Here is a 24163-nt window from a genome sequence, read left to right as displayed (position 1 = left end):
AGCTCGTATGGTTGACCAAGGAGGCGATTCGATATGACACGTTATGATCGATATGTAGAGGCGTTAGACGCCATTAAAGAGGCGACGAAATGGGAACTGACAGATGACTTCCGACGCTTGATGGCCATTCATTATGCGATTCACGACACCCCGTTCGAGGCATCCCGTTTTTCACATGCACGCGATACATTGAAACAAAAAACGAAGATGTTCTCAAAGTTTCGAGGCAGTCAAAACCTCGTCTGGCTCTCGTTTCTTGATGCCAAGTATGAGGACATCGGAACTGCAATCGACGAGGCGCTCCGTCTCGATACTTTACTCGACCGCAAACACTTCCGTTTCAGTTCGTTGCGGCCCTTTTTAGCAAATCAACTGATTAATGTAGAGGATCCTGAGCGACGACTCGATGAGGCGACTGATTTATATCAAACGTTCAAACAACATCATCCCTGGTTGACGAGCGAGGAGGACTTGTTATCGTCGCTCGTTCTCGTTCAAGCGTTTGATGATGTCATCGATTTGAACGAGCGTATCGAGCAGCATTATACGTTATTGAAAGACCGACTCCCGAAGTCAAACGAACTACAGCTCGTCTCACATCTTCTGACGTTCAGCGACTCTTCCGCAGAAGAAGCGGTGTCCCGACTGCTCGCTTGGAAATCACATTTAGATGAAATACAAATATCCATTCGTCGTGAACACTTGCCTGCGCTCGCCTTGCTGAGCATTGTCGCGGAACCGCATGCGGATGTCATACATGCCATTCAAGAAGTTGTGAATGCCGAAAAAGAGAAACAACGCTGGTTTAATACGCATAGCGTACTTGTCGCGCTTCAACTCGTAGCTGCCGATCACATCACTGGAGAGGCGAATGACTTATTGTTGCACGGGACGTTTGCCCATTTGCTGGCGATGCAACAAGCCATGACTGCCGCTACAACTGCCGCCGTTATCGCCAGTACCTCGTCGTCTACGAACTAAATCAGAAGATATGTTGTAAGACATGTCAGTACAAATACAGAGTTCGCGATTTCCAAGATCCCAATCTTCATGATCGGGATCTTTTTGCCATAAAACCAAACAGCGCGTATCAGGCTCGGTGCATAAGCCAATGCGAGAAGAGGATATCCGAGTACAATGAATACGCTAATCAGTAATATGTGATATCCCCACGAAAGGTTCCGATACACGATGCTCTTCTTTTCCCGAATCATCGTCTTGACGAAAAAGATGCTTCCGAGGAAATAAAGATATGGCAAAACGAATACCCATATAATCGTTTCATCAAAGATGTGTGCCCCGTGGTAATAACTCGCCATTCCTCCGATACAGAATGACGTGACGGCACTCACATCGTTCCACACGTTACGCTCATCTTTGATGTTGGCAAAATAGGCGTTCACGAGACCGAATGGAATCATCGCGAACCCGAACCCGATAAGATGCCATTGTACCCATAAGACTGGGATGATGGCTAAGATCGCAATCGTCAAATAAATCACCACTGTGCGTAATAGCTCACGCGATTTCTTACGTTGTTTGATGTATTGGAACAAGAAGAACGTCCCCATATAAACAAATAGCCATGCGATGGCAAAAGGCACATGTGTCCACGTCCATCCTCCGACCGTTCCTCCAAGAACGAACGGCAAAATGAGCATCGACCATGCGCCATGTTGTGTTGGAATCATCCATTTCATCACCTATCACTCCTTCATCCACTAGTGTAATGGATGGTGATAGCATGCGCTGTGAGGTTTAGCACAAATAACGAAAAAGAAAAATAGGTGGCCTCGGCCACCTATTTCCTCACATGACTCTCTTTTTGTTTTGCGTGTATTGTATCGCGTATACAATACCAATGACAGACAACGTCAAAATCGCCAGACTGTTCACTACTGTCTTGAACGTGTGCATTCCTTCGAGATTATTGATTACCATCACTGCCATGAGCAACACGAGGATACTAAAATTTACGATCTTTCGATTCTTCATAAGATGCACCTCTCATTTCTAGTCATCCTTCATGATACCACCTTCAGCAAATGAAAAGTTATTTATTGTATGTTTTAACCAAATATCTCATCTATACTAAATGAAAGTGTTTAAAATGTTCAGTGAGGTGAGATTTGATCATGTCTTTCCTACCAAAAAATCGAAAAAGTCGGTTTATCTTCAAGTGTATCCTCGGTATGAGTTTCGTTCTGTTTTTCATCGGCCGAAGCGAAATTCCTTTGCCAATTCCAGCAACGACAGCGTTCGTTCCATTCGAGGTTCACGGCCCCACACACCTTCCTTTTGTTGCAGAGACTGAATACGCACATCTTGTCAGCCTAGGGAAAGTCGAACTCGTCTATGAAAACGAAGAGGAATCTATGACCATATGGGCAACTACGGAGCTAGGATGGCACCATACAGAACAGTGGGAAACATACTCTCAAACCATTCAAGATTCTCCTGTATATTTTAATCAAACCGAGGCACTCACCATTCTCAGCTGGCAACGAGATGGTGTTGAATATGCAATCGACTACAAAGGACATGAACTCTCGATGCAGGACTTGTTTGACGTCGCCGCTTCGATGAACTAAAAAAAACGACCTCACGCGAGATCGTTTTTTGGTGTCCAATTTGGTACGACAGGTGTCGCTTTCGGTTCGTCGACGACGAGCATCTTGGTGACGACTCGTCCGGCGATTGATACCGCGATCAGCGTATACAACGCGTTCGATAATGGTAAATAAATGAGTGAAATCCCAAGGACGATCACATCAAAAATAATTAAAATCGTACCGACCGACACACCTGTCCACTTCGACAATCCGAGAGCGAATAAATCGTCGCCTCCGGTCGCTCCGCCTGACTTCAAGACGAGACCGAGACCATACCCGGTCACAATCCCACTCGCGATGGCAGCGAATAACGTCGCTGGCCATACTTGAATCTCAAACGTGAGCAAATCGAGACGGTCCCACATCGCATAACTGAGCGAAAGGGACGAAGCGGCTAATACTGCTTGTCCGACAAAACGCCATCCTTTCCACCACAATGCGATGATAAAAAATGGGATGTCGAGCACGATCATCGAGATCGCCGGGTCGATATCAAATAAATAGCGACCGAGTAGCGATAACCCGACGAATCCACCTTCCGCCAAACCAAACTGTTCATTCAAATAATAATAACCGAACGCCATGATCAGCGTTCCGAGCACTATGGTAGCAACTCGTTTCATTCCGATTGTCCTCCCCGTTCTTGACGGAGAGGAGGATCCTCAGTCGTAGCTGCGGTTCCATCTGTTCCATCTCCGATCTTCCGTTTGTTGATTGATACACGTCATGGTGATCATTCAACGCTAGAAGTCCGGAAGTTGGAACAGAGGCCACGTCCTCTCGGTATCCATAAAGACCTTCCTTTCTCAAATTGCGCGTAATCTTGTACGTAGTTTACCACACATTTTGATTCAGTTCATGAATTTTACCTTTAGTGCATGTTACGTTTCGGTAAATTCTTTTTGCCGAACCACCACCAGTTCCAATCCCCGAACAGCTTCATGAGTGACGGAACGAGCAGGATCCGGATAATCGTCGCATCGATGAAAATGGCGAGGGCAATCCCGACACCGAGCTGTTTGATCGGACTGACACCCGTGAAGGCGAACGCACCCGTCACGACAATCATAATGATCGCGGCCGAGGTGATGATTTTACTCGTTTTGGCCAGTCCCATCTCTGTCGCATAGTCGTTGTCACCTGTCTCGCGGTAATATTCCTCGATTCGTGAAACGAGGAATACCTCATAGTCCATCGACAATCCGAAGACGAGCGAGAAGATAAAGACCGGTGTCAATATACTGATTGTTTCCGCGTCATATACATAACCGGATTCGAAGATGATGACGAGTAAGCCGAACGTCGCTCCGAGGCCGAGCACGTTCATGAGAATGGCTTTAATCGGAATCAAGATGGAGCGGAACGCCCACATGAGGATGAAGAATGTGGCCAAAATGACCGTAATCACCGCATATGGGATGCTGTCGTAAATCTCATCATAAATCTCTTCGTTAAAAGCAGCAGGTCCACCGACCTCAAATCCTTGATCTCGCCAATCACGCACGAACGCTTGCGCTTCCTTGTCACTCGGTGGCACATCGAAGCTCACGTTGACGAGTGCCAAATCTGAGTTCCCGTCAAGGGTCACAAGTCGTTCAAGCGGAGCGAGTTGTTCTGGTGCCGCCTCGACGAGTTGTGTGAAAGCTTCCGGTGTCAAACCGGATGTCGTCAAAAAGGTTGAGACGTTATCGACAATGTCCACTTCGTTCAAGTCGTCCGTGAGCATTGTCAGTTCTTCTAAAATCATCGGATCCGTCAGATCATTCGCTTCAAACAGAATGACGGCATCGGTTGAATTTTCTCCAAACACTTCGTCAAAGCGTTCAAGTGCCGCCCGTGATTCATAGGAAGTCGGGAGCGCGTCGGCATCTGGAATATTTAACTCCAAGTCGCGAACGAACCAGAGACTTGGCAGAAGTAACAATAACGCAATGAGCGTCATCGTCACAGGACGTCTCATCACGAAACGCGCGAGTTTTTGCCAACGTCTTTCTGATTTTGTCTCATCAGACTTGATGATTCGTCCTTTATTCAATGCATCCCCAACTAAGTATAGAGATGACGGCAGGAGGGTCAGTGCCGACAAAACCGCCCCTGCGACGGCAATAAGCGCACCGAGTGCGACCGCCTGGAAGACATCGACCTGGATAAAGAGTAGACCGGCCAACCCGACGAATACACATAGTCCTGAAAAGAGAATCGAACGTCCGGCCGTTGCAACAGTTCGAACGATCGCCTCTTCTCTCGATTGTCCTCGCGTCAACTCTTCACGATAGCGGTTGACGAGTAGCAATGAGAAATCAATCCCGAGCGCAATGGCAATCATCGCCACGGCGTTCAAGACGAATATGGATAATTCCATGTTTTGCGCAAAAAAGAATAGAGACCCCGCCGCTACGATGAACGTGATCAGTCCGACGAGCAACGGCATGAGTGCCGCGAGCGGCGTTCCGAAAACGAGTAATAATACGACCAGTGCGACTGGAATCCCAATCAACTCCGCCCGAATCAAGTCATTTTTCGATGCCTCATTCAGGTCGTCCGCAAATACCGGTTCCCCAGTCAAGCGCACTTCTGTATCCGTGTCTGTGATAAGCGCATCACGGACCGCAGCAATCGAAGATTCGGCCGCTTCATAGTCTTCAAACTCAAGCACGAAATAGGCGACGTCTCCTGAACGGGCATCTGGATTCTCGGATGGAGTAATCACGCCATCAACCGACCGAATCGTCTCCAATTGTTCTTGCTGTTCGTCCATGACCGTATCCAAATCTCCGCCTTCGAATAGTACGATCATCGAGGCGCCAGCACGATCAAACCGTTCATTCAACGTATCTTCTACTTGTTGAAACCGTCCGTCTTGAATGGCGAAGCCGTTTCCTCTCAACTCACCCGGGAGCTGAAGCCCAAAATAGACCGACCCCGCGAGTAAAATCGCCCAAACGAGTAGTACTCCATATCGAAAGCGAACCAACTGTCTACCTAACCATTCCATCCTCGTCACTCCTCCCTGTCTAACCATCTACTTCCCGTTTCTTTCTCCATTCATCATCACTTCACAAAAAATTCCTGAACCTGTTTCTGGTTCAGGATTCTTGTCGTTCAAAAACTTGCAGCCAACTATGACAAAATCGCGGTGGTGCGGATAAGACGACGAGTCGATCCCCTCGGTCATCTAACAGCATGACCTTCAGTAATTGGTTGTCCGCGCACACCGATGAACAAAACAGTTCTTGCTCTCGATGAAACAATTGGAATGATTCAGTCGAGGTGATCGCCGTTGTTTCCCCGACTTGATCGAGAATGACCGTTTCGCGGTCTCCTTGATATGGGATACGCCAATTTTCATTCGTTTTCACATTTTCAACTAAAAAGTGATGCGTGTTTTCATCATATACCGTCACACATGTGTCAGGTGTGAATCGTTCAAAGTCATACGTCCCCTGATACGCCAGCTCGATGATGTCCCCAAAAACCGGGACTTCTTCATAACGACTATATCGAAACGTATGATCATGGAGGTTCAACGCCACGACATCCGATTCGGCTGAATATAAGAAGATGTCATCGCCTTGCCAATAGTGCAAATTACTAAACCAGTCACCATTAAAACGTTGTGGAATCGCATGCGTCTCCATCTGTCCTTTTTGTAAATCAATCACTCCGTAAAGTCCTTTTTCTCGGAACCATGCCACGGCACGCGTGGCATTCGGTTCCACATATAGGGCGCACGGTGTCCAAGCCCAGTCAATTTCCCAGCGAATTTGGGACGACTCGTCAAAGAACAAAAATCCGGTTTGCGCCAAGTACAACATCCAACCTTCACCGACACGTTCTAGCCATTCGATCGTTTGATGAAATTGAAAGTCTGCTGTTTGTTTGTACATTTGATCACTTCCTATTTTCAGCTTAGCAACGACCGAAACGAAATTCGATTTTGAATGTGTTCGTTCAACACATTTTCGATTTTCCTGTATACTGTCGGTATAGATAAGTGATTTAGAAAGGAGTCTACCCATGCGCCCATTACAGTTATCACCAGAAACAGCAGTTGAGCTTGCGAAAAAGTTAAACGTTCCGCTCGAAGAGTTGATGCATATGCCGAAACACATTCTCGTTCAGAAGATGATGCAACTCGAGGCATCTCAAACAGAGGAAGACACACCAAAGGAGACGGATTAACCCGTCTCCTTTTTGATTACTGCTCTTTACGCTTCCGTTTCTTCGACACATACCAGAGACCACCGAGCACGGCGAGTGCGGCACCACCGGCAACAGCGTATTTGCTGTAGTCCGGACGACGTTCCGTCACCACGAGTGTCGACAGTGGCGCGACCGTCATATGACGGTCTTCGATTTGACGCGGCGCCGTCAAATTGACCGTATGGTCTTCCACGTTCACTTCAAACTTACCAGACGGAAGTTTGACCTCAACCGCTTCCTCTAGCGCGTTATGGTACACGACATGTCGTTCGACATACCCTTCGATGTGACGGCTCAACTCGAATGCAATCACACCTTCTTCTTCATCAAAGAAGCGCAAATGTTTCCGAATCTGTTCCGTGTTCTCGAGTCGGAAGAGCGGATACTGCTTCCGCAGACGCAACAGACCTTTCACATATTCCACACTTGGCGCTTCTTGTTCAGCTCGTGTCCAGTCGACACGGTTGACGACCTCACCTGAGTTAAAGCTATTCTCGTCCCCATCTTTTGTGCGGAAAAACTCTTGTCCACTATGAAGAAACGGAATCCCTTGTCCAAGAAGTACGATCGATGTCGCCAAACGATGACGGCGACGACGTGTCGTCTCATCATCTTCAGGATTCGTCACGGACAACTTGTCCCAAAGCGTCAAGTTGTCATGACATTCAACGTAGTTGACGACCTGATTCGGTTCATCGGCAAAACTTTGGCTCGTGATTCCGCCAGCAATCCCACGTTTCACGTCAGCCGTCATGTCTGTATTCCCACTCACCCAACCTGGCAAGTCCTCGATGAACACGTCTCCACGGACGCCGTCTCGAATCCCGTCATTGAATTGCGCAATTCGTGGCATTTTATGGGCGTTGTGTTGATTCGCTTTTTTACGGACAGGGAGTGGTGTGTCCAAATCCCAACCTTCTCCGATGACAAGGATGGATGGGTCGACGCGATCGAGCGCCTTCCGAATTTGATTCATCGTCTTCACATCGTGTAATCCCATCAAGTCGAAACGGAACCCATCGATCATGAATTCTTTCGCCCAATACGTGACACATTCGACCATGAGCTTACGCATCATCGTACGCTCAGATGCCGTGTCGTTCCCACAGGCCGAACCGTCCGCGAGTGTCCCGTACTCATTTAGTCGATAGTAGTAGTCAGGGACGAATTGACCGAGCGGTGTCGTCAACGCATCGTGCGTATGGTTGAAGACGACGTCCATGATGACGCGGATGCCTCGGTCGTGGAGGGCTTGAATCATCGCTTTCAATTCGATGATGCGTGTCGCTGGATCATCTGCTGACGAGGCGTACGATCCCTCGACCGCAAAGTAATGTACCGGGTCATATCCCCAGTTATAGTTATCTTCGCTCTCGCGTGATTCATTCACTGACCCATAGTCAAAGAATGGCATCAACTGAAGATGCGTGATACCGAGCGAGGTGATGTAATCAAGTCCGGTCGGGTATCCGCTCGTTGTCGTCGTTCCCGTCTCGGTCATGCCTAAGAACTTCCCACGATGCGTGGCGCCACTTTCTGGATGACTCGTCAAATCACGTACGTGCGCTTCATAAATGACCGCCTCTTGTGAAGAATTGAATAGCGGACGTTCTTTGATCCAATGGTCCGGATTCAAGGATGCCGGGTCAAGCAAGCATCCACGTTTCCCGTTCACTCCGACGACTTTTGCATAAGGGTCGAGTGATTCCACTTTTTTCCCATCAATCATTGCTTCAAATACATAAAATTGACCTTCGAACAGGGCGCGGTCGAGTTCAATGACCCAAGTCCCCTTCTCAGCCGGTTCGAGCTCGAGTCGTTCAAACTTACGTGCACGGGCTGTGCGATATAACTTGACCGACATTTGTTCCGCTACCGGAGACCAGACACGTAGTCGAATCTGTTCCCCTTTGAACGTCACCCCAAGGTCTTTCCCGTGATAGGCAACGTGATCTAAGTCTGCATGTGTATGTTGATCCATTGTACGTTCCATCTCTTCACTCCTTCACTGCTTCAAATCTGCTATCATTATAACAAAACCACACAAAGGATGGATGAAACATGGCAAAAGACAATTCTTTCGATATCGTGTCAGAAATGAATCTTGAAGAAGTGAAGAACGCGATTCAAATCGCGGAGAAGGAAATTTTAAACCGTTACGACTTTAAAGGATCAAAAAGTGAGATGTCGCTCGACAATGGCGACCTCGTCCTCATCTCGGATGACGACTACAAACTTGAGCAATTAAAGGACGTCTTAATCACGAAGTTGATTAAACGCGGTGTCCCGACCAAAAACCTCGATTATCAAAAAGTAGAGGGCGCTCTCGGTGGCACGGTTCGTCAACGTGTGAAATTGAAGAGCGGCATCGATAAAGATGACGCGAAAAAAATCAATAACGCCATCAAAGAATCAAAACTAAAAGTCAAATCGCAAATTCAAGACGATCAAATCCGTGTTACGGGTAAATCGCGTGACGATCTTCAAGCCGTCATGCAACTTGTACGTGATCTCGAGTTGTCTGTCGATGCCCAATTCACAAACTTCCGATGAAGCTCGCCATCATCAGTGACCCACACGGTTCGTTTGATGATTTAAAGGCGGTTCTCGATGACGTCCGGCGGGAAACCGAACACATTCTCTGTCTCGGCGACCTATACGAATGCCACATCGGCAAAAAACGACGCCACGAGCGCTTTCATCATGTGGAAGAGGTCGTGACGTATGACCCGAACTATGAAGCGCTACTGACGTTCCCGAGTCTACGCGGTAATCAGGAGGAGCGCATCGACGAGGTGCTCGTCATCGACCATCCTGTGAAAACACGGATTTCCTTGTTGCCGGAACAGACGACACTCGGGGAAGCACGCTTCCTGCATGGGCATCAGGTGAAATGGAACGAGGATTGGGAACCAATCGTCGAGAAGAGCAAATATCCGCTCGTCTTTATCGGGCACAGCCACATCCCCGGAATTTATCGAAAAGGAAAGTCGCTGCCGTGGGAAATCGGGACACCGTTCACATTGAAGAAGAAGCGTTACGTCATCAATGTCGGTGCCGTCATCTTCGACCGGGAATGGTGTCTATATGACACGGAAGCCCGAACGGTAACGCGGATGAAAGCGTGAAGTCGTATTCGCAATCAAAACTCGGGAGGATCTCATGAAAAAAGTCATGTATTTGATCGGAGGGGTCTTTGTTGTCTCCTTCGGATGGTGGGGGTTGGGGTGGTTCATGACATACGAGCCCACTCCGAGTAAGGCGGAAGTCGAAAACCTTGTCCGTCACTTTGCTCTAGAAGAGTTTGGTGATGTAGAAGGGGATTATTTTGAATCTCCAAAAAACTACGCGTATTTCACCGATAATCATCTTTATGTTGTCGACCGGCTCGAGAATCCCATGCAGTCTTATGTCGTCATCGACCGCGGTAAACCCGTTCCACTTCTTGCGCAAGATGACGTGCAACGAATACTTGACGATTATGCGACTGAGACGTTAGCCCCCGAAGACTTAGAAGTCACGACGATGCACGAGGTAACCGTTCTTGTAGCTGGGTCTCCACCTTACACGGAACAGTTGTTTAAAGTAACCGTCTCATATGACGATAAAAAACATTTGTCGTTCGTGTCGCCCGATCAGTTGGATCGTCATCGCCTCAATTTCTTCACAGACGGCTATGAAATGTTCTCCGACTTTTAAAGTTGCCAAATCAAAAGGACCTCATCGCTTGAGGTCCTTTTCGTATGCCTTACATTTCTTCCGGTGCTTGAACTCCGATCAAACGAAGTCCTTCCGTCAAGACGATTGTCACCGCTTTGACGAGCGCAAGACGCGACTGCTTGCCTGCATCTTCTTCAAGAACACGGACATGACCGTAGTACTTGTTGAACGCTTGAGCAAGGTCGATCACGTAACGGCTGATGATTGATGGTTCGCGACGTTCATGTGCACGTGTGATGACGTGTGGGAACGCGTTGAGCATCGTGACGACACCCCATGAGTAATCATCATCTGCACCAGTGAACGGTGAGCCGTCATAGTTTCCTTTTCGAAGGAGTGAGTTCGCACGGGCATTTGTATATTGAACGTAAGGTCCTGTCTCTCCTTCGAACTTGAGCATGCTGTCGAGATCGAATTCGATGTTGTTGATCCGTTCATTCTTCAAGTCGTGGAAGACGACCGCTCCGACACCGACCATACGGGCAACGTCTTGTGCGTTCGCAAGGTCTGGGTTCTTCTGTTCGATGTTCGCTTGTGCTTTTTCGATGGCTTCTTTCAACACTTCTTCAAGCAGAACGATGCGCCCCTTACGTGTCGACATCTTCTTCCCTTCTTGCAAGATCAAGCCGAATGGTACGTGATGCATCCCATCAACGAAGTCGTATCCGAGCTTACGAAGAACCGAGAAGAGTTGTTTGAAGTGAAGCGCCTGTTCGCCACCGACGACATAGTTCGCTTGCACGAAGTTGTACGTCTCGTAGCGATAGATTGCCGCAGCCAAGTCACGTGTCGCGTACAATGTTGCGCCATCTTTCTTTTTAATCAAGCATGGTGGCAAGTTCTCTTCTTCGAGTGAGACGACCATCGCGCCTTCACTTTCGACTAAGAGGTTTTTCGCTTCGAGCATCTCGACGACGCGTCCCATCTTGTCGTTGTAGAATGCCTCACCATTGAAGCTCTCGAATTTCACACCGAGAAGGTCATATACTTTTTGGAACTCCTTGAGTGACTCGTCACGGAACCATTGCCAAAGCTCTGTCGCTTCCGCATCACCATCTTCAAGTTTCTTGAACCATGCACGGCCTTCATCTTCGAGTTCTGGCTGTGTCTTCGCCTCTTCATGGAAATGGACGTATAGCTTCAAAAGTTCTGCGATCGGGTTAGCACGTACCGCTTCTTCATCGCCCCACTTTTTATAGGCGACCATCAATTTACCGAACTGTGTGCCCCAGTCACCGAGGTGGTTGACGCCGACAACGTCATATCCGTTTTTGCGTGCGATTTGGTTGATCGCATTCCCGATCACCGTCGAACGTAAGTGACCCATCGAGAACGGCTTCGCAATGTTCGGTGACGAGAAGTCCGTCACAATCGTTTCGTTGCGCGCTGCGTGTGTTGCATAATCCGACTTCTCGTCGAGCACCGTGTTAATGATTTCTTTTGACACGACGTCACGGCTCAAGAAGACGTTGACGTAAGGTCCTGCTGCCTCGACTTTTGTGAACAGTTCATCCTTCAAGTCATTCGCAATATCTGTCGCAATCATGACAGGTGCTTTACGGTAGGCTTTCGCTAATTGGAAACATGGGAACGCGAGGTCACCGTGTGCCTCATGTTTCGGCTTTTCAATCAATGCTTCAATCTGGTCAATCGTGAGCTCGTCTCCGATGACACGTGATAACGCTTCTGCGTACTTGCGTTCATAACTCATTTGTATGTCCTCCTTCTTCGTATCACAACTCATAAAAAAAACGCCCTTTGCATAGATGCAAAGAGACGGGAATTCCCGCGGTACCACTCTTCTTGCCTGCATGACGCAGACCGCTTTATGGTGATAACGGTTCCCTCCGGCTATGCCTACTCTCGTTTCGGATAGCATCTCAAAAGTGCGTTTCGCGACGTTTGTCAGCCTAGGCTCTCACCAATCCCTAGGTCGCTTTGTTGACTAAACCATCGTTACTCTCTTTTTCATCGACATTCGTCTATGCGGTTGAAAAGCAATTTCATTATAGAGGATATTCCCTGTATACTCAATGCTAGAATTCAAGCATCATGGAAGAGAAGCAGGACTCAAACGAAAACGTGACGAATCTTTACTATTAGATCTTGAAATGTCCCATGCTAGGAGGGAACGCATGAACCACTTTCGTAAGATGTCCGTGCTCGGTTGGAGTATATGGAGTGCCTTATTCATCTTCACCATCACATTATTTGCATTGGATGTCCTACACGCCCCGACGATCGATCCATTGTCGTTTATTTTAATTTCATTATTGGTCATCATTTTTCAACTCGACTCGATCGAAGTCAAAGGTGTGTACTTCACTTTTTCTGAAAGTATCGTCTTAATCTTATTTTTATTCTTTGGATTTGAAACAGCACTCATCGTCAACCAAATCGGGTTGTTCGTCTTTCAATTCGCCAATTTGAAACCGAAAGTCGCCATCCGTCGCTTCCGCTTCACATATCCTTGGAATGCCGTTACGGCGTACTTAGAAATCGTCATCCCGGCAGCGGTTTATCTCGCCCTTGGTGGTGAGACCGGTCTCGACTTTTATTCGCAAGATTCGTTCGTGCCGCTTGCCGGACTGTTCCTTGCCATCTTCTTAAACACGGTATTCCAAAAATATCAGGTGAAATGGTGGTTCCGCGTCGACATCGCATTGAGCGATTTTATGAAAATCGCTTTCTACACATACGTCGTCAGTTTGATCTTCATTTTAGCGGCATCATTCTTCCGGGAGACGAGTTTACTGGTCGTCAGTAGTATCGCCGCTGCCTTGACGTTCTTCATTAAACGACTTCTCATTCAAAAAGAACGGCAAGACGCCTTCAAATCTTTGATCGAGCAATATGATGAAGCTAAAGAAGCCGTCTCTTTGTCACAGAGTGAGGCGCAAGCAATCGAAGTCTTTTTAAGTCAGTGTGAACAGTTGAACCATTACGACGAAGGTTATATCGAGTTCAAATTGTTCGACCGCACGCTCTACTTCGATTTGAAGACGCGACAGCCCATCGATCGACCGGTCGTCTTTGCACTGCTTGAGATGAGTCAACCAATCGAGCAAATTCTCGACTATGAGATGCGGTTTGAATGGGATATCGCACTTTCCGACGCCTTCCATGACGATTACCACAGCTTTGTTTCTGTCCGTTCGGAAGAAATCGAAGAGATTCGTACATGGATCGTCATGACGGGAGAACCCGTATACGCATATCCGAAAATCATTCAGCATGAAATCATCAAGTTGTTGAAATCGTTCAATCGAACGATTAGCCGTTGTCACGAGCGAGATCGTCTCTATACCGAGAGCCGGACAGACAGCTTGACGCTTCTTGCCAATGCGCGTGCGTTTTATGAATACGGCATTCAACAAATATCGGATATGTCGATGTATCCGATATCCGTCGCCATGCTCGATATTGATTTCTTCAAAAAAATTAATGATACGTACGGTCATCAGGTCGGTGACCGTGTGTTACAAGAATTTGGCCGACGCATTCGGCAGGTACTTCGAACGGATGACTTTGCCGCACGTTATGGCGGCGAAGAATTCATTTTACTACTCAACCATTGTGACATGACCCAAGCCATCGAGATCACAGAACGGATTCGCCACCAAATCGAAACGAAACCGTTCCTTGTTGACCATCATGAGATTTCTGTGACCGCGTCCATCGGGGTCGATACGATTGAAGCGTTCGGGAACAAACGTCTAGATGACACAATTCGAAACGCTGACCGTGCGCTCTATGTCGGTGGGAAATACGCAGGGCGTAACCGAGTAGCTCACTTCAACAATTTAACGACGTAAACTCCCCTTTTCCACATCGAATTGGGGAGTTTTTAGGTTGACAACCGGATTCGAAACAGGTACGTTAGGGAACGTGTTTAATAATTAGATAGATTCACTTTTTATCGAGAGAGACGGAGGGACTGGCCCTGTGAAGTCTCGGCAGCGGGGGACCTGTGCCAAATCCAGCGGGCGTATTGCTCGAAAGATGAAAAGGGTATTTCGCACGAAGGACCTTTTCTCCAGAAGAAGGTCCTTTTTATTTTTTAGTGAGGTGATTATTTTGGAACAACCAACAGCCAACAAGTGGGCACTTTTGCCGTTATTCGTCTTCTTGCTCTTTTTCATCGGGGCAGGTGTCTACTATGGGGATTTTTATAAGTTCCCAGTTCTCGTCGCAGCAATCATCGCATTGCTAGTCGCAGCATTCATGACAAAAGGAAGTGCGACACAAACCGTGGAGCGCATCGCACAAGGTGCCGGAAATCCGGGAATCATCATTATGATTTTTATTTTCTTACTCGCCGGTGCATTTTCAACCGTAGCCGAATCGATTGGCGCCATCGACGCGACGGTCAACGCCGCGTTGACGCTCTTACCGCCATCGCTTCTCTTGAGCGGACTATTTGTCATTGCCGCGTTCATTTCAATGGCGATGGGAACATCGACCGGAACGATCGCAGCACTTGCACCCATTGCTCTCGGTATTCATGAAGAGAGTGGCGTGAACGTCGCCATCGCAGCCGCCGCAGTTGTCGGAGGCGCGATGTTCGGGGACAACCTTTCGTTCATTTCAGATACGACAATTGCCGCCGTAAGGACGCAACGGACAAACATGCGTGATAAGTTCCGGACAAACTTCTGGATTGTCTTACCGGCCGCTATCATCACGACGATTTTACTAGCGGTCTTATCGAACGGTGAGTCGACGGTTGATGTCGCTGCATTCGAATGGTATAAACTGATTCCCTATCTCGCAGTTATCGGCTTAGCGTTAACAGGACTGAACGTTATTCTCGTCCTTTTGGGCGGCATCACGCTCACTGGTATCATCGGTCTCCTCGACGGAAGCTTATCGGTGACAGCATTCGTGACCGCTATCGCCGACGGCATGGTCGGCATGGCCGAAATCTCGTTTCTGACGTTACTCATGGGCGGACTCGTCGGACTCATCTCGCACAACGGCGGACTCACGTATTTGCGTGACGCGTTGACGTCACGAATCCAAAAACGTGCCGGTGCCGAGTGGAGTATCGCTGGTCTTGTCAGCGCGACGAACGTGGCGACGGCGAACAATACGATTTCGATTCTCGTAGCCGGACCGCTTGCCGCGAACATTGCGGACGAATATGATATCGAACGGAAAAAATCAGCGAGTGTACTCGATATCTTCTCATGTGGGGTACAAGGAATTCTGCCATATGGAGCACAACTCCTCATCGCGGCAGAGTTGACGAAGACCGCATCGCCGGATCTCGTCCCGTTCATGTTTTATCCGTTCCTCCTCTTTATTTGTGGAGGGATCGCCATCGCATTTAACTTCCCACGCTTTAAAAAACAGTCTTAAGCGAAAACACCCCTTGTTTAAAGGGGTGTTTGTCGTTTGGTCATCATATTTCGTTTCAACTGCTCGTTGCGTTTTTTGAAAGCGCGTCGTTTGAGAATTTCTTCTAGTCCCCGGCTGATGGCCCATAATGCAACCAAAAGCAGACCGAGCATCGATAAACGAAATGGACTTTGGATAAACTCTTCCCACTGATCCCCGATGACAGAGAAAATGACGACGACGAGTAGTTTCCCGAATCCTGCCGCTAAAATGAATGTGCGGAGCGGCATCTGAATAAGCGCCAGCAAATAAGTGATCAAACTGACCGGGATGAACGGAAGTGAATACAAGAATCCGAGTGAAATCGGACTCATATGATTGATTCGTTCTAACCAATAAACCGCCACCTTATGTTTTTCGAGCCAGCGCGTCATCGGTTTTCGGAACACATACCGGACGGCTGCGAAGACGACAATTGTTCCGAGAAGGTTCCCAATCCACGATAAAAGGACTCCTAATAAAAAACCGTATGTCGCCGCATTGGCAGAAATGATTAAAACGAGTGGCAAAAACGGAAAGATCGCCTCTAAAAATGGAGCGCCGAGTCCGGCCCAAGGACCGCCAGGCAAACTTTGCAACCATTCGATTAATTGGATGATGTACTGTTGGAGAGAAGTGAGCATAGTCGTTCCACCTTCAACTTTCGTTACTACTACTCTATTACCCGAATTCGATTTACAAGACGCATCTCCCTGCATTCGTCAAAAAAAATTAAAAACCATTTGCGAAAATTCGCCGTGATATTTATCATATAATAATGGACTTGTGGTTGCAGGCAAGTCTATTCGTCGAACGACACAACCCAACGTTCGTTTTCCTGCAAAAAACTGAACACAGGGGAGCAACACAACATGGAAACAAAACCAATGCGGGTCTTGCTGTACTATAAGTATGTCAACATCGAAGACCCAGAAACACTCACGCAAGAACATTTGAAGTATTGTAAGGATCTCGGCATCAAAGGACGTATCTTGATTTCCTCCGAAGGAATTAACGGGACGTGCTCTGGTACTTGGGAACAAACTGAGCAATACATGAACGACTTGAAAGCAAACCCACTCTTCAGCGATATCGAGTTCAAAATCGATGAAGTCGAAGAGCATGCATTCAAGAAAATTTTTGTCCGTCACAAGAAAGAGCTCGTGACGTGGCGCTTTGATGGCGAGTTTGATGTGCCGAAACAACACGGTGCATACCTCGAACCAGCAGAATGGAAAGAGATGATGAATCGTGATGATGTCGTCATCCTCGACGTTCGTAACAACTACGAGTACGAACTTGGTCACTTTAAAAACGCGATCAAAATCGATGTAGAGGCTTCACGTTACATGCCGGAATGGCTCGAAGAGAACAAAGACCTCTACGAAGGGAAAACACTTCTCACGTACTGTACCGGTGGCGTCCGTTGCGAGAAATTTACAGCATATATGCGTGACCAAGGTCACGACAACATCTTCCACTTAAAAGGTGGCGTCGCGATGTATGGAAAAGACGAAGCGACAAAAGGAGAAAACTGGGATGGTGAGCTTTACGTCTTTGATGAGCGCATCAACGTCCCTGTCAACTCTGTGAACCCGACTGTTGTTTCACACTGCATGCACTGTGGGACAGAGACGGTTCGTTACGTTAATTGTGCCAACCCGGAGTGCAATGTACAGCATTTCTGTTGTGAAGAGTGTGAACCGAAACAAATGCGTTCATGCTCGAAAGAGTGTCAAGAACACCCACGCAACCGTTATATCATCGATAACATTGCAGAGAAACTTCAGGAAACTGAAGGAGTAGTCGGGTAACAAAAATCGACCAAAAGGTGTCATGGACAAGCCGTCCATGACACCTTTTTTTGACGAAATCTTAACGTCTAGCCTGCCCCGCTTTCGGGTATATTGAAGATACTATGTCAGACAGGAAGTGAATAGATGCATGTTTAACGAACCTTTACTCGCCGCGATTCTCGCTTGGTTTATCGCCCAAGCAGCCAAGCTCGTAACCGAACTTATTAAAACACGGGATTTTGAAATTGAAATCATGTTCGCTTCAGGCGGTATGCCAAGCTCACACTCGTCTACGGTCGTGGCACTCGCGACGGCAATCGGACGGATGGAAGGCATCGACTCGAGCATGTTCGCTCTCGCTGTCGTCTTTGCCACCATCGTCATGTACGATGCGACCGGCGTCCGGCAAGCGGTCGGTTTTCAAGCTCGACTGCTGAATGATTATTTCAAAGGAATTAAACATGAGACCCCACTCTTGAATGAACTCGTCGGTCACACACCGTTCCAGGTCATCGTCGGGGCGTTACTAGGTCTCGCTGTTGGCTTATTCTTCCCAATGTAATCCACTGAAGGTATGTCATTTCTCACACTCTCGATTCTTTTTGTGAAGTTTCACAAAGAAGAAGTTATACTCAGAGAGAGGAGGAATCGACATGCCTTTTTTGCAGAAATCTTACGAGTCTCTCGACACACTCGCTGAAGCAATCGGTCAAGCGATTCGAGCACCTATCACAATCGAGAACCGTCACCATCAATTGCTCGCCTATAGCACACATCCCGATTCGACCGACCCGGCCAGAATCGCGACGATCATCGGTCGTCGTGTCCCAGAAGCGGTCATCGAAGATTTATGGGAAAGCGGGATTTTACGAGAAGTGATTGACCAGGATGAACCTGTCGTCATTCCGGCACGGCTCGCTGTCGGGCTAGGAGAACGTGCAGCAATTGTCATCAAACAACATGACGAAGTGCTCGGCTATATTTGGAGCCTGGCTCGAACGAACCCGTTCACGAATCAAGAATTGGCCATCTTGCAAGAAGGAGCGACCATTGCCAAAAAGTTGCTCATGACGATCGCGATGCACGAACGGCGCATTAGCGCGGAACTCGAACGCTTTTTATTAGATGTCCTCGCTTCCCCGACCCTCTCTGATGCCAATCGCGAACGATTGAACGAACTCGCCCCCATCGCCGTCGCAAGCCGGTTGACGATTATCGAATGCGCCCAACCGATCACCCCGCAACTCGCTGAGCGGCTGCATTATGTGCTCGCGACACAGGAGGCAATCGAGGTCGTCTTACATGCCATCGATGGACAGCAGTTGCTTGTGTGGCACTATATGAAATCCGAACTCTCCGATGAAGAAGTAGAATTGCTCGCTTGGGCGGAACGGTTCGAACAGTTGCTTCAAGACAAATTCACCGAATCCGAACCACGGCTCGGAATCAGTCGACGCTTTTTCGAAAGTGACATGTTATACGCCGCAGCCGAAGAAGCAAGACGCGTCACGACACTTCGTCGTAAGTTCCCTCTCGTGCTCGCAACTTCTCGCGCTTTCGAACAGATTGGGATTTATCAGCTCGTCCCGGAACTCGCCCGTCGCATCGGGCTTCGACTAGAGACCCATCCGACCGTCGAACGGTTGCAACAATATGATTCATCCCATCAGACCGAACTCGTGAAGACGCTCGAATGGTATTTTTATTTCGACGGGAACGTAAAGCGGGTCGCCGCTCATCTTCATATCCATCCGAATACCGTCTTGTATCGGATTCGACGCATCGAAGAGTTGACGAATATCACACAAGTTTCATTACCCGAACGGTCCATGATTTATTTGGCGATTAAAGCCGGTCAATATCGATTAGAAGACTAGACGTTCGCTTTGTGTTTTTTCACAAAGTGAGCGTCTTCGTTTTTAGAATCCATGATAAAGACAGCGTTTTCGAATGGGTCTATACTAGGGGTGTGAACAATTTGTGTCAACGGAATGAAAGGGGAATGTTCCATGAAAATCGGGGTATTAAAAGAGATTAAAAACAATGAAAATCGGGTGGCTTTGACACCGATGGGTGCATTTATGTTAACGGAACTTGGCCATGACGTATTCGTCGAAACAAATGCTGGTCTCGGCAGTGGTTTCACGAATATGGAATATATCGATGCTGGCGCAACCATCGTCGAAACGGCGAAAGACGTATGGGAAGGCGTCGAACTTGCGCTCAAAGTCAAAGAGCCACAGCCGTCTGAATATCAATACTTCCGTCCTGATTTGACGCTCTTCACGTATCTACACTTAGCAGCGGAACCAGAATTGACGAAAGCTCTCGTCGAATCAGGAATCACTGCAATCGCGTATGAGACGGTAGAAGTCGATCGGACGTTACCGCTCCTCACACCGATGAGTGAAGTCGCAGGTCGTATGGCTGCTCAAATCGGGGCACAGATCCTCGAAAAACCGCACGGTGGCAAAGGAATCCTCATGTCAGGTCTCCCGGGCGTACCTCGTGCGAACGTCACGGTCATCGGGGGCGGTGTCGTCGGAACGAATGCAGCCCGCATCGCAATCGGTCTCGGTGCGAGCGTTACGTTGATGGATATTAGTCCGGCTCGTCTTCGTCAAATCGACGACTTGTTCGGAAACACAATCAACACGTTAATCTCGAACAAATATAATATCGCGAAACAAGTGGCGGAGAGTGATCTCGTCATTGGTGCCGTTCTGATTCCAGGCGCAAAAGCACCAAAACTTGTCACAGAAGAAATGGTACAACGCATGTCACCAGGTTCAGTCATCGTGGACGTCGCCATTGATCAAGGTGGAATTTGTGAGACGATTGATCACATCACAACACATGATGCACCGACATATGAGCGCTATGGTGTCCAGCATTACGCTGTTGCCAACATGCCTGGCGCTGTACCACGCACATCGACAATGGGGCTGACGAACGCGACGATGCCATATATCATCGAATGTGCACAAAAAGGTGTGTTCCCGGCACTTCTTCAAAACGACGCGCTCCTCAAAGGCTTAAACGTCATCAACGGAACGGTCACATATGAAGCGGTCGCTCGCGATTTGGAGTATCCATTCGTACCTGCCTATGAGGCAGTTGCCAAACAAACACAAGCGTAAGCGAAAGGCGACGAGATGCCCGTTCTCGTCGCCTTTTTTTGTATGAAATAAAAAAGGGATTGAACAACATCGTCCAATCCCTTCCCATGATTATGCGTTCTCGACAGCGATATCTTCGCCGATGATTTTTACTTCCGGTTCTAAATCCACTTCGAACTTCTCTTTAACGGTCGCTTGGACGTGACGGATGAGTGAAATATACTCTGTCGCCGTCGCCTCCGCAATGTTGACGATGAATCCGGCGTGCTTGAGCGATACTTCCGCTCCCCCGATTCGTGTGCCCTGAAGACCAGAGTCTTGAATCAACTTACCAGCAAAGTAGCCTGGTGGACGTTTAAAGACACTGCCGCATGAAGGATATTCGAGCGGTTGCTTCGATTCACGTTTGTACGTCAAATCGTCCATCACTTCTTTGATCAATTCATAGTTTTTCGGTTCGAGTTCGAACGTCGCCTCTAAAACGATGAATCCTTCTTTTGATACACGGCTCGTTCGGTAGTCGAGTTCTAATTCGTCTTTTGACAAATGAAGGACTTGTCCCTCTGACGTCAATACCGTCGCAGACGTAATCACGTCTTTCGTTTCTCCACCATAGGCACCCGCGTTCATATAAACGGCACCACCGACCGTTCCAGGGATGCCACAAGCGAACTCAAGGCCAGATAAGCCTTCCGCAAGTGCATGACGCGATACATCAATAATCGCTGCTCCAGCCTGTGCCACGATTTGGTTACCCTCACGACGAATCGTATTCAGCTCATTCAAGTTTAAAACGACTCCGCGAATTCCCCCGTCGCGGACAATCAAGTTTGAACCGAACCCGAGAATCATGAACGGCATCGCTTCCTGATGGGCTAGTTCTAAGACGGCTTGTACCTCTTCGTACGTATGTGGGGCTACGAAGTAATCGGCTTTTCCGCCTAGTTTTGTATACGTGTGTGCCGACAACGGCTCGTCTTGGAGGACGCGCTCGGCCGGAATAATACTTTGGAGTTGCTGTAAAAAGCTCATGCGTTCACTCAATCCTTTACGTTCTATTTAATCAGTGTCTCGGTCACGACTTTTGGTACCGAGCACGTCACTGAATGGTTTCAGTACGAAACACAGTATACAAATGATTGTCGGACGTGACAAGCAACGTTTTCCTTACAATGTCATGATTAGTTTATAACAATAGCGATGTCGCTACAGTAACGATAATCGGAATTGTAAAGTTATCCCAATCTCGGTATGAAATCGCTTCAGTCAGTGTGGCGATGATGGAAATGATAAATCCATATGTTACCACTTGCCACATGACGACATCATTCCACAAAAACAATAAAAATAAGACTACATACGAACTTAAGAACATGGCGACGCTCCCTTGGAAGGAACGCTTTTGACCGTACAAATCATAAATGACTGTTCCATACTTCCGCCCGATCAATGCGGCCATCCCGTCACCCCATGCGAGAACGAGTGAGCCCGCTAAAAATGCAAGCGGCTCTGATTCAAAGAAGAAGTATAAAATGATGAGTAAGGCAATCGGATAATAGACCGTCCCAAAAGACTTTCGCTCCGTCTGATGGACCGGTGAGGGGCTTTTATACAATAAGACCGCATTCGCAAACGTGAAGAAGACGAGCGGGACTGCCGCGACGTACCATGAATCCATTAACCAGACCGCTAACAGCGACCAATGTCCGACTGCGATATGTACACTCTTTCGAATCGTTTCATCTGTCCACCCAAGACGCTTCCCGACTTGTTCAAGACCGACGAGGAACGCAAGGACGATTACGATGGAAAGAATCGAACTAATCCATTCATTCATTGCTTGACCACCTCTATGTATAGGATATGTATGATAACGTCATTATACCTTAATCAGTGCCCATCCTAGCTTACTTTTCAAACATTTGGTAGAATGAGGTCAAATGACTGTATAGCCAACGTACGATGTTGGCGATAGAAAGGGTGGCCGTATGCGCGACGCAACTTCAATTCAAACTTTGGCAGATTGCCTTCATTTCATGCAGGTCGGAGAAATCGAGAGAGCCATCGCCCTCTTCCCTGAAGACGTGCGTGAACATTTTCCAAAAGAGCTTCGAAAAATCCACTTGTTTCATATTGAAAAGAACGGCTTGTCCATCAATCAAATCGTCGCCCTGGCAAACGCATTGACCGGAGAACATCTCTCGGCGACGACGATTCAAAACTGGACGAAGCGTGAAGTCCGTAAAATCATCGGTGTCCCGCGAATCGGTAAAAAGTATTCCTTGCATCAAGCGGCAATCATCTATCTCCTTGATGACTTGAAACACCTTTTTTCACTTGAAGAGACGAGTTCCTTATTGGCACTCATCTTCAACAACCCTGACCGGGACGAAGACGACTTTATCACCCCGATTGATTTTTATCGTTTGTATGCGGAGTATGCCAAGTCGACGAGTCCAATCGACTTACTCGATACGCGTGCCAAGCGTTCCCTCGAAAAGACGAAGTACACGCACCCGAATATCATTCATGTCTTAAAGCTCTGTCTATACGCACATCGTGTGACGACACTCGAGCTCGAGGCCAAGCACTACTTGAACCGTTTCATTTGATGGAACGGTTTTTTCGTTGCACCAAAAAGCACCGGTCATAGACCGGTGCTCGTCATCGTTATGAGACAGATGCTGCGAGCGGCATCCGCGATTTAACCGTTAACGTTTTTAAGACAGAAAGGAGTTCGAACATCGATAGCTGATCTGCTTCTTTCGTTAAGCAGAACGTGTCGTTCTCTTCTTTCCGTAGCTCCGCAACAAGCTTACCTGCTTTGTCACGGACGCTGAACTTATGACGTTCCACATCGTATTGAATCGTGAAGAGTCCGCGTTCATAGACGTTGTACTCACACTTTTTCCCGAATAACGAGAACTTGTCTTTCAATTGACCAATCGCCTGTCCGTCATGGTTCATCACGACCCATTTTTGGCAGTTCGGGATATACTTCCCGTGAGCGATCTGTCGTCCAGACAAATTGTGCACTTGGACACTGCCTTCCGCGTCGCGGTGAACAGATCCGATCGCATCATTTGTCTCATCATAAATGGTCGCCTCGCCTTGCGTAAAGACGCAACCTTTTACATAAATTAATTTGCGCACCGCTTTTTCCTCCTAGCACGTTCCAACCGTGATTGTTTGTATGTGTACGGTCGGGCATTTCTTGAAACCCCAATCGTTTCTCTCTGTAGTTTTGATCTCGTTTCAACTACTACATATTTCATATGACGAAGATGATTATTGCATCGATTAAAGAAAAAGACAAGCCCTTTTTTTCGACATC

Annotated in this window: 24 protein-coding genes, 1 riboswitch and 1 other annotated feature; of the genes, 13 read left to right on the top strand and 11 right to left on the bottom strand. The window is 47.8% G+C overall.

Annotation, left to right across the window (positions count from 1 at the left end; genetic code table 11):
- Positions 1-33: 33 nt before the first annotated feature.
- Entirely contained in the window at positions 34-981 is a 948-nt protein-coding gene (locus KNO85_RS12030) for a DUF4003 family protein (RefSeq protein ID WP_214790393.1), read from the top strand.
- Here KNO85_RS12030 and KNO85_RS12025 read toward each other — a convergent pair.
- The gene (locus KNO85_RS12025; protein WP_214790392.1) at positions 978-1700 is read right to left on the bottom strand and encodes a YwiC-like family protein; all 723 of its coding nucleotides are present in this window, start codon (positions 1698-1700) and stop codon (positions 978-980) included. The two genes, KNO85_RS12030 and KNO85_RS12025, sit on opposite strands and share 4 nt — an antisense overlap.
- A gap of 109 nt (positions 1701-1809) precedes the next feature.
- Positions 1810-1995 (bottom strand): hypothetical protein, encoded by a 186-nt coding sequence (locus KNO85_RS12020; protein WP_214790390.1) that lies wholly within the window; start codon positions 1993-1995, stop codon positions 1810-1812.
- Between the two features lie 239 nt (positions 1996-2234).
- On the opposite strand from KNO85_RS12020, the gene KNO85_RS12015 reads away from it, so the two are divergent.
- Complete coding sequence (locus tag KNO85_RS12015; RefSeq protein WP_214790388.1) at positions 2235-2591, top strand: hypothetical protein; 357 nt, start codon at positions 2235-2237, stop codon at positions 2589-2591.
- A gap of 11 nt (positions 2592-2602) precedes the next feature.
- Here KNO85_RS12015 and KNO85_RS12010 read toward each other — a convergent pair whose 3' ends face one another.
- The 3 genes from KNO85_RS12010 to KNO85_RS12000 form a co-directional block, all read right to left on the bottom strand.
- Positions 2603-3235, bottom strand: coding sequence for a YitT family protein (locus KNO85_RS12010; RefSeq protein ID WP_214790386.1), 633 nt, complete (start codon positions 3233-3235; stop codon positions 2603-2605).
- Between the two features lie 248 nt (positions 3236-3483).
- Complete coding sequence (locus KNO85_RS12005; RefSeq protein WP_214790384.1) at positions 3484-5607, bottom strand: MMPL family transporter; 2124 nt, start codon at positions 5605-5607, stop codon at positions 3484-3486.
- A gap of 91 nt (positions 5608-5698) precedes the next feature.
- Positions 5699-6499 (bottom strand): hypothetical protein, encoded by an 801-nt coding sequence (locus KNO85_RS12000; protein WP_214790383.1) that lies wholly within the window; start codon positions 6497-6499, stop codon positions 5699-5701.
- Between the two features lie 130 nt (positions 6500-6629).
- Between KNO85_RS12000 and KNO85_RS11995 the strand changes: the two genes are divergently transcribed.
- Entirely contained in the window at positions 6630-6794 is a 165-nt protein-coding gene (locus tag KNO85_RS11995; RefSeq protein ID WP_074034904.1) for a YycC family protein, read from the top strand.
- Positions 6795-6810: 16 nt separating this feature from the next.
- Here KNO85_RS11995 and pulA read toward each other — a convergent pair whose 3' ends face one another.
- On the bottom strand, positions 6811-8808 hold the full coding sequence (gene pulA, locus KNO85_RS11990) for a type I pullulanase (protein WP_214790381.1): 1998 nt from the start codon (positions 8806-8808) through the stop codon (positions 6811-6813).
- 68 nt (positions 8809-8876) lie between these two features.
- Here pulA and KNO85_RS11985 point away from each other — a divergent pair, with 68 nt between their 5' ends.
- From KNO85_RS11985 to KNO85_RS11975, 3 genes are read left to right on the top strand one after another with little or no spacing between them, the layout of a single operon-like run.
- A complete protein-coding gene (locus KNO85_RS11985; RefSeq protein ID WP_214790379.1) occupies positions 8877-9368 on the top strand; it encodes a YajQ family cyclic di-GMP-binding protein in 492 nt (163 codons plus the stop codon).
- On the top strand, positions 9365-9943 hold the full coding sequence (locus KNO85_RS11980) for a metallophosphoesterase family protein (RefSeq protein WP_214790377.1): 579 nt from the start codon (positions 9365-9367) through the stop codon (positions 9941-9943). The genes KNO85_RS11985 and KNO85_RS11980 overlap by 4 nt, the downstream gene beginning before the upstream one ends.
- A gap of 34 nt (positions 9944-9977) precedes the next feature.
- Positions 9978-10514, top strand: coding sequence for a hypothetical protein (locus tag KNO85_RS11975; protein WP_214790375.1), 537 nt, complete (start codon positions 9978-9980; stop codon positions 10512-10514).
- A gap of 49 nt (positions 10515-10563) precedes the next feature.
- Here the strand turns inward: KNO85_RS11975 and argS are convergent, their stop codons facing one another.
- On the bottom strand, positions 10564-12246 hold the full coding sequence (gene argS / locus KNO85_RS11970) for an arginine--tRNA ligase (RefSeq protein WP_214790373.1): 1683 nt from the start codon (positions 12244-12246) through the stop codon (positions 10564-10566).
- Positions 12247-12304: 58 nt separating this feature from the next.
- Positions 12305-12516, bottom strand: a binding site (T-box leader).
- Between the two features lie 154 nt (positions 12517-12670).
- Here argS and KNO85_RS11965 point away from each other — a divergent pair.
- Positions 12671-14350, top strand: a complete 1680-nt coding sequence (locus KNO85_RS11965; RefSeq protein WP_214790372.1) for a GGDEF domain-containing protein — start codon at positions 12671-12673, stop codon at positions 14348-14350.
- 98 nt (positions 14351-14448) lie between these two features.
- A riboswitch (SAM riboswitch) is annotated at positions 14449-14544 on the top strand.
- The gene (locus KNO85_RS11960) at positions 14538-15896 is read left to right on the top strand and encodes a Na+/H+ antiporter NhaC family protein (protein ID WP_376778002.1); all 1359 of its coding nucleotides are present in this window, start codon (positions 14538-14540) and stop codon (positions 15894-15896) included. It overlaps the preceding riboswitch by 7 nt.
- Positions 15897-15913: 17 nt before the next feature.
- Here KNO85_RS11960 and KNO85_RS11955 read toward each other — a convergent pair whose 3' ends face one another.
- The gene (locus KNO85_RS11955; protein ID WP_214790368.1) at positions 15914-16558 is read right to left on the bottom strand and encodes a TVP38/TMEM64 family protein; all 645 of its coding nucleotides are present in this window, start codon (positions 16556-16558) and stop codon (positions 15914-15916) included.
- Positions 16559-16786: 228 nt separating this feature from the next.
- Here KNO85_RS11955 and trhO point away from each other — a divergent pair, with 228 nt between their 5' ends.
- The 4 genes from trhO (at position 16787) to ald (ending at position 20850) form a co-directional block, all read left to right on the top strand.
- Positions 16787-17728, top strand: a complete 942-nt coding sequence (gene trhO, locus KNO85_RS11950; RefSeq protein ID WP_214695947.1) for an oxygen-dependent tRNA uridine(34) hydroxylase TrhO — start codon at positions 16787-16789, stop codon at positions 17726-17728.
- A gap of 118 nt (positions 17729-17846) precedes the next feature.
- Positions 17847-18272, top strand: a complete 426-nt coding sequence (locus KNO85_RS11945; protein WP_214790366.1) for a divergent PAP2 family protein — start codon at positions 17847-17849, stop codon at positions 18270-18272.
- 91 nt (positions 18273-18363) lie between these two features.
- Positions 18364-19587, top strand: coding sequence for a PucR family transcriptional regulator (locus KNO85_RS11940; protein ID WP_214790364.1), 1224 nt, complete (start codon positions 18364-18366; stop codon positions 19585-19587).
- 132 nt (positions 19588-19719) lie between these two features.
- Positions 19720-20850, top strand: coding sequence for an alanine dehydrogenase (gene ald, locus KNO85_RS11935; protein WP_214790362.1), 1131 nt, complete (start codon positions 19720-19722; stop codon positions 20848-20850).
- A 90-nt stretch (positions 20851-20940) separates the two neighbouring features.
- Here ald and murB read toward each other — a convergent pair whose 3' ends face one another.
- Both murB and KNO85_RS11925 read right to left on the bottom strand, forming a co-directional pair.
- Positions 20941-21861, bottom strand: coding sequence for a UDP-N-acetylmuramate dehydrogenase (gene murB / locus KNO85_RS11930; RefSeq protein ID WP_214790467.1), 921 nt, complete (start codon positions 21859-21861; stop codon positions 20941-20943).
- 154 nt (positions 21862-22015) lie between these two features.
- Positions 22016-22666 carry a diacylglycerol/polyprenol kinase family protein gene (locus KNO85_RS11925; protein ID WP_214790360.1) on the bottom strand — a complete coding sequence of 217 codons (651 nt, stop codon included), beginning with the start codon at positions 22664-22666 and terminating at the stop codon, positions 22016-22018.
- A gap of 151 nt (positions 22667-22817) precedes the next feature.
- Here KNO85_RS11925 and KNO85_RS11920 point away from each other — a divergent pair, with 151 nt between their 5' ends.
- Positions 22818-23441, top strand: coding sequence for a DUF1836 domain-containing protein (locus tag KNO85_RS11920; RefSeq protein WP_214747004.1), 624 nt, complete (start codon positions 22818-22820; stop codon positions 23439-23441).
- 58 nt (positions 23442-23499) lie between these two features.
- Here KNO85_RS11920 and KNO85_RS11915 read toward each other — a convergent pair whose 3' ends face one another.
- Positions 23500-23982 carry an LURP-one-related family protein gene (locus KNO85_RS11915; RefSeq protein ID WP_214790358.1) on the bottom strand — a complete coding sequence of 161 codons (483 nt, stop codon included), beginning with the start codon at positions 23980-23982 and terminating at the stop codon, positions 23500-23502.
- Between the last annotated feature and the right edge of the window lie 181 nt (positions 23983-24163).

Source organism: Exiguobacterium sp. s124 (assembly GCF_018617485.1).
Lineage (GTDB): Bacteria > Bacillota > Bacilli > Exiguobacteriales > Exiguobacteriaceae > Exiguobacterium > Exiguobacterium aestuarii.
The sequence above is the reverse complement of the archived record's forward strand: the minus strand, read 5'-3'. Positions and strand labels throughout refer to the sequence as shown.

Coding starts and splice junctions, on each gene's coding strand:
- KNO85_RS11960 (WP_376778002.1), top strand. CDS start 14,538: ATGAAAAGGGTATTTCGCACGAAGGACCTTTTCTCCAGAAGAAGGTCC.
- KNO85_RS11955 (WP_214790368.1), bottom strand. CDS start 16,558: ATGCTCACTTCTCTCCAACAGTACATCATCCAATTAATCGAATGGTTG.
- trhO (WP_214695947.1), top strand. CDS start 16,787: ATGGAAACAAAACCAATGCGGGTCTTGCTGTACTATAAGTATGTCAAC.
- KNO85_RS12000 (WP_214790383.1), bottom strand. CDS start 6,499: ATGTACAAACAAACAGCAGACTTTCAATTTCATCAAACGATCGAATGG.
- ald (WP_214790362.1), top strand. CDS start 19,720: ATGAAAATCGGGGTATTAAAAGAGATTAAAAACAATGAAAATCGGGTG.
- KNO85_RS11940 (WP_214790364.1), top strand. CDS start 18,364: ATGCCTTTTTTGCAGAAATCTTACGAGTCTCTCGACACACTCGCTGAA.
- KNO85_RS11985 (WP_214790379.1), top strand. CDS start 8,877: ATGGCAAAAGACAATTCTTTCGATATCGTGTCAGAAATGAATCTTGAA.
- KNO85_RS11925 (WP_214790360.1), bottom strand. CDS start 22,666: ATGAATGAATGGATTAGTTCGATTCTTTCCATCGTAATCGTCCTTGCG.
- pulA (WP_214790381.1), bottom strand. CDS start 8,808: ATGGAACGTACAATGGATCAACATACACATGCAGACTTAGATCACGTT.
- KNO85_RS11965 (WP_214790372.1), top strand. CDS start 12,671: ATGAACCACTTTCGTAAGATGTCCGTGCTCGGTTGGAGTATATGGAGT.
- KNO85_RS11995 (WP_074034904.1), top strand. CDS start 6,630: ATGCGCCCATTACAGTTATCACCAGAAACAGCAGTTGAGCTTGCGAAA.
- KNO85_RS12010 (WP_214790386.1), bottom strand. CDS start 3,235: ATGAAACGAGTTGCTACCATAGTGCTCGGAACGCTGATCATGGCGTTC.
- murB (WP_214790467.1), bottom strand. CDS start 21,861: ATGAGCTTTTTACAGCAACTCCAAAGTATTATTCCGGCCGAGCGCGTC.
- KNO85_RS11920 (WP_214747004.1), top strand. CDS start 22,818: ATGCGCGACGCAACTTCAATTCAAACTTTGGCAGATTGCCTTCATTTC.
- KNO85_RS11975 (WP_214790375.1), top strand. CDS start 9,978: ATGAAAAAAGTCATGTATTTGATCGGAGGGGTCTTTGTTGTCTCCTTC.
- KNO85_RS12020 (WP_214790390.1), bottom strand. CDS start 1,995: ATGAAGAATCGAAAGATCGTAAATTTTAGTATCCTCGTGTTGCTCATG.
- KNO85_RS12030 (WP_214790393.1), top strand. CDS start 34: ATGACACGTTATGATCGATATGTAGAGGCGTTAGACGCCATTAAAGAG.
- KNO85_RS12025 (WP_214790392.1), bottom strand. CDS start 1,700: ATGAAATGGATGATTCCAACACAACATGGCGCATGGTCGATGCTCATT.
- argS (WP_214790373.1), bottom strand. CDS start 12,246: ATGAGTTATGAACGCAAGTACGCAGAAGCGTTATCACGTGTCATCGGA.
- KNO85_RS11980 (WP_214790377.1), top strand. CDS start 9,365: ATGAAGCTCGCCATCATCAGTGACCCACACGGTTCGTTTGATGATTTA.
- KNO85_RS12005 (WP_214790384.1), bottom strand. CDS start 5,607: ATGGAATGGTTAGGTAGACAGTTGGTTCGCTTTCGATATGGAGTACTA.